This window comes from Caulobacter sp. GW821-FHT10A10, assembly GCF_059415745.1.
Window position 1 is genome coordinate 1 of sequence record NZ_JBWKNV010000019.1, and the last position, 5,513, is coordinate 5,513.

General features: G+C 54.6%; 3 tRNA genes and 3 rRNA genes. All 6 read right to left on the reverse strand.

The window, feature by feature from the left end:
* Positions 1-2: 2 nt before the first annotated feature.
* The 6 genes from AC07NS_RS26615 to AC07NS_RS26640 all read right to left on the reverse strand — a co-directional run bounded on the left by AC07NS_RS26615 (position 3) and on the right by AC07NS_RS26640 (position 5,278).
* A tRNA-Met gene (locus tag AC07NS_RS26615) sits at positions 3-79 on the reverse strand.
* Between the two features lie 57 nt (positions 80-136).
* Positions 137-251: ribosomal RNA gene (gene rrf, locus AC07NS_RS26620) — 5S ribosomal RNA — on the reverse strand.
* A 114-nt stretch (positions 252-365) separates the two neighbouring features.
* Positions 366-3,151: ribosomal RNA gene (locus AC07NS_RS26625) — 23S ribosomal RNA — on the reverse strand.
* A gap of 243 nt (positions 3,152-3,394) precedes the next feature.
* Positions 3,395-3,470: transfer RNA gene (locus AC07NS_RS26630), tRNA-Ala, on the reverse strand.
* 51 nt (positions 3,471-3,521) lie between these two features.
* Positions 3,522-3,598 (reverse strand) — tRNA-Ile (locus AC07NS_RS26635).
* 196 nt (positions 3,599-3,794) lie between these two features.
* Positions 3,795-5,278: ribosomal RNA gene (locus AC07NS_RS26640) — 16S ribosomal RNA — on the reverse strand.
* Together the 16S, 23S and 5S rRNA genes with 3 tRNA genes alongside form the textbook arrangement of a ribosomal RNA operon.
* Positions 5,279-5,513 lie beyond the last annotated feature (235 nt).

The window sequence follows — 5,513 nt, forward strand, 5'->3', positions numbered from 1 at the left end:
TTTGGGTGCGGGGACAGGATTTGAACCTGTGACCTTCAGGTTATGAGCCTGACGAGCTACCGGGCTGCTCCACCCCGCGGCAGGGGATATGGTGTGCAGGGTTCTGGACTTGGTTTTGAGTGCATCCTTTTAGCGGACCTGGCGGCGACCTACTCTCCCGCGCCTTGAGACGAAGTACCATTGGCCCTGGGGGACTTAACGACCGAGTTCGGAATGGGATCGGGTGGGGAACCCCCGGCATAGCCACCAGGTCAGCGAAAAGGATGCTGTCTGCGCTTGTTTTCTCGAGGTGAGAAGGACAAGAGCAGAGATTGAAGAAGACATCAGAGTCTGAAGCTGTAGGGCTTCATGGGTTTGACTGAAGAACGATCAAGCCTATCGAGCTATTAGTACCGGTAAGCTCCATGCGTCGCCGCACTTCCACACCCGGCCTATCAACGTGGTGGTCTTCCACGGCTCTCAGCGAGACCTTGTTTTGAGGTTAGTTTCCCGCTTAGATGCTTTCAGCGGTTATCTATTCCACACTTAGCTACCCTGCTGCACAGCTGGCGCCATGACAGGTCCACCAGAGGTGTGTCCATCCCGGTCCTCTCGTACTAGGGACAGATCCTCTCAAGTCTCGTACACCCACGGCAGATAGGGACCAAACTGTCTCACGACGTTCTGAACCCAGCTCACGTACCACTTTAATCGGCGAACAGCCGAACCCTTGGGACCTGCTCCAGCCCCAGGATGTGATGAGCCGACATCGAGGTGCCAAACTTTGCCGTCGATATGGACTCTTGGGCAAAATCAGCCTGTTATCCCTAGAGTACCTTTTATTCGTTGAGCGATGGCCCTTCCACGCAGGACCACCGGATCACTATGGCCGACTTTCGTCTCTGCTCGACTTGTCAGTCTCGCAGTCAGGCGGGCTTATGCCATTGCACTCGACGACCGATTTCCGACCGGTCTGAGCCCACCATCGCGCGCCTCCGTTACACTTTGGGAGGCGACCGCCCCAGTCAAACTGCCCGCCACGCCATGTCCCGGACCCGGATAACGGGCCGCGGTTAGACGTCAACAACAATAAGGGTGGTATTTCAAGGATGGCTCCACTCGGACTGGCGCCCAAGTTTCATAGCCTCCCACCTATCCTACACATGTTATTGCTAACGCCAAGGCGAAGCTGCAGTAAAGGTTCATAGGGTCTTTCCGTCTGACCGCGGGAACCCCGCATCTTCACGGGGAATTCAATTTCGCTGAGCCTGTGCTGGAGACAGTGGGGAAGTCGTTACGCCATTCGTGCAGGTCGGAACTTACCCGACAAGGAATTTCGCTACCTTAGGACCGTTATAGTTACGGCCGCCGTTTACCTGGGCTTCAATTCAGAGCTTGCACCCCTCCTTTTAACCTTCAGGCACCGGGCAGGCGTCAGACCCTATACGTCGCCTTGCGGCTTCGCAGAGCCCTGTGTTTTTGATAAACAGTCGCTACCCCCTGGCTTGTGCCACTCTTTTCTGGTTACCCAAAGAAGAGTCACGCTTATCCCGAAGTTACGCGTGCAATTTGCCGAGTTCCTTCAGCACAGTTCTCTCAAGCGCCTTGGTATACTCTACCTACCCACCTGTGTCGGTTTCGGGTACGGTCTCCGTTGGAGTTATTTCCAGGGACCTGTTCACTGCCAGAACCAATCCAATAAGGACTGACAATTTACCAGATCCGTCACTTCCAACTGGCCCAGGAATATTTACCTGGTTCCCATCGACTACGCGTTTCCGCCTCGCCTTAGGGGCCGGCTAACCCTGCGCAGATTAGCTTTACGCAGGAACCCTTGGGTTTTCGGCGAGAGGGTCTCTCACCCTCTTTATCGCTACTCATGTCAGCATTCTCACTTCCGATACCTCCAGCAAGGCTCACGCCTCACCTTCATCGGCTTACGGAACGCTCCGCTACCGCTTGCACAAAGTGCAAACCCATACCTTCGGCGACTGGCTTTAGCCCCGTTACATTTTCCGCGCAGGTTCGCTTGACCAGTGAGCTGTTACGCTTTCTTTAAATGATGGCTGCTTCTAAGCCAACATCCTGGTTGTCAAAGCAAACCCACATCGTTTCCCACTTAGCCAGTACTTGGGGGCCTTAGATGATGGTTAGGGTTGTTTCCCTTTTCACGACGGACGTTAGCACCCGCCGTGTGTCTCCCAGATATCTCTCTCGGGTATTCGGAGTTTGATTAGAATTGGTACAGCTCGCGCCGCCCGCATCCATTCAGTGCTCTACCCCCCGAGGAGTCCGTCTGAGGCACTACCTAAATAGTTTTCGCGGAGAACCAGCTATGTCCAGGTTTGATTGGCCTTTCACCCCTATCCACAAGTCATCCGAGAATTTTTCAACATTCACCGGTTCGGTCCTCCAGTTGGTGTTACCCAACCTTCAACCTGCTCATGGATAGATCACCTGGTTTCGGGTCGTCATGCGACGTACTTATTCGCCCTATTCAGACTCGCTTTCGCTGCGCCTACACCTAACGGCTTAAGCTTGCACGGCACATGAAGTCGCTGACCCATTATACAAAAGGTACGCCGTCACCACGCGCGGTGGCTCCGACTGCTTGTAGGCTTCCGATTTCAGGATCTGTTTCACTCCCCTTGTCGGGGTGCTTTTCACCTTTCCCTCACGGTACTTGTTCGCTATCGGTCATTGAGGAGTACTTAGGCTTGGAGGGTGGTCCCCCCATGTTCAGACAGGATTTCACGTGTCCCGCCCTACTCGAGTCTGTCGCTATTTGACGCTTACGGGGCTATCACCCACTATGGCGGACCTTCCCAGATCCTTCAGCTTTATGTCACGACAGCACTGGCCTGGTCCCGGTTCGCTCGCCACTACTACGGGAGTCTCGGTTGATGTCCTTTCCTCCGGGTACTGAGATGTTTCAGTTCCCCGGGTTTGCTTAATGACCCTATGTATTCAGATCATTATACCTCTTCCGACCAACCGATCCTGGCCTTGCCGAAGCAAAGCTAAGTCGGGTGACCGTAAAGGTGGGTTTCCCCATTCGGAGATAGCCGGATCAAAGGGTGCTCGCGCCTCCCCGGCTCTTATCGCAGCGTGCCACGTCCTTCATCGCCTCTCAATGCCAAGGCATCCGTCAGAAGCCCTTATGCGCTTGATCGTTCTCAGCAAAACCCATGCGCTTACCGTCTAGGGACGGCTCGCATGCGCTCTACAATTTGTCAGACAATGATGTCTTCTTAAGTCCAACCTAAGCGGCTGAACCCTGCATTCACGATGTCACTTCGCATCGTCACTGGGTGACGCTGCAAACTTGCTATCTTTCCGATCGCGATTTGCTTTATCGCCTTCGCTACCGCTTCGCTGCTTGAGCGAAGGCGATGTGCGAACATCCAACAAAGCATGGTGGAGCCAGACGGATTCGAACCGACGACATCCTGCTTGCAAAGCAGGCGCTCTACCAACTGAGCTATGGCCCCGAAAGGGTGTAGCCAGGAGAGCGGTCGGTTGCGTCCGTAGGATGGAAAGAGTGGTAGGCCCGATAAGACTTGAACTTATGACCTCACGCTTATCAAGCGTGCGCTCTAACCAACTGAGCTACGGGCCCATAGGCCGCTCAGATCAGGTCCGCTCTAAACATTCTTAGAGGGGGACCCGCTCCAGGGCTCGCGATCGTGCTCTGAACCTCAGCGGTCCAGAACAAGTGGAAAGAGAAACGAAGACGGCGGCGATCCGCTCATTTGTGTGCGTCTAGCGCACTAATCGGAGCTTCAATAAGCCGAAGCTTGGAGAGGCATCCTTAGAAAGGAGGTGATCCAGCCGCAGGTTCCCCTACGGCTACCTTGTTACGACTTCACCCCAGTCGCTGACCCTACCGTGGTCGCCTGCCTCTCTTGCGAGTTAGCGCAGCGCCTTCGGGTAAAGCCAACTCCCATGGTGTGACGGGCGGTGTGTACAAGGCCCGGGAACGTATTCACCGCGGCATGCTGATCCGCGATTACTAGCGATTCCAACTTCATGCTCTCGAGTTGCAGAGAACAATCCGAACTGAGACGACTTTTAGGGATTGGCTCCCCCTCGCGGGATTGCAGCCCTCTGTAGTCGCCATTGTAGCACGTGTGTAGCCCACCTTGTAAGGGCCATGAGGACTTGACGTCATCCCCGCCTTCCTCCGGATTAACTCCGGCAGTCCTGTTAGAGTGCCCAACTTAATGATGGCAACTAACAGCGAGGGTTGCGCTCGTTGCGGGACTTAACCCAACATCTCACGACACGAGCTGACGACAGCCATGCAGCACCTGTGTCCCAGTCCCCGAAGGGAAAGCCAGATCTCTCTGGATGTCCAGGCATGTCAAAAGGTGGTAAGGTTCTGCGCGTTGCTTCGAATTAAACCACATGCTCCACCGCTTGTGCGGGCCCCCGTCAATTCCTTTGAGTTTTAATCTTGCGACCGTACTCCCCAGGCGGAGTGCTTAATGCGTTAGCTGCGTCACCGACAGGCATGCCTGCCGACAACTAGCACTCATCGTTTACAGCGTGGACTACCAGGGTATCTAATCCTGTTTGCTCCCCACGCTTTCGAGCCTCAGCGTCAGTAACGGACCAGTATGTCGCCTTCGCCACTGGTGTTCTTCCGAATATCTACGAATTTCACCTCTACACTCGGAGTTCCACATACCTCTTCCGTACTCAAGACTGCCAGTATCAAAGGCAATTCCAAGGTTGAGCCCTGGGCTTTCACCTCTGACTAAACAGTCCGCCTACGCTCCCTTTACGCCCAGTAATTCCGAGCAACGCTAGCCCCCTTCGTATTACCGCGGCTGCTGGCACGAAGTTAGCCGGGGCTTCTTCTCCGGGTACCGTCATTATCGTCCCCGGTGAAAGAATTTTACAATCCTAAGACCTTCATCATTCACGCGGCATGGCTGCGTCAGGCTTTCGCCCATTGCGCAAGATTCCCCACTGCTGCCTCCCGTAGGAGTTTGGGCCGTGTCTCAGTCCCAATGTGGCTGATCATCCTCTCAGACCAGCTACTGATCGTCGCCTTGGTGAGCCTTTACCTCACCAACTAGCTAATCAGACGCGGGCCGCTCCAATGGCGATAAATCTTTCCCCCGAAGGGCACATCCGGTATTAGCTCAAGTTTCCCTGAGTTGTTCCGAACCAAAGGGCACGTTCCCACGTGTTACTCACCCGTCCGCCACTAATCCCGAAGGATCCGTTCGACTTGCATGTGTTAGGCCTGCCGCCAGCGTTCGCTCTGAGCCAGGATCAAACTCTCAGGTTGAGTTGACATTGACTCCAGCTATTTGATCGAGGGGAAAACCCCGATCGCGTATCTGGTTTGCATAGTTTCTTGACGAGTTCCCATCACACAATGACCAAGCCCTAAAGCTCAGCCACCGTATAAATGGTGTCTTCAAGAGACCGCATTCGTCAGCGTCTATTGCGTCACCCCTAAGGGTGACCGCCAGAGCGCCGCCGCCTGCGTTTCTCTTTCCAAATCAACAATGTCAAAGACC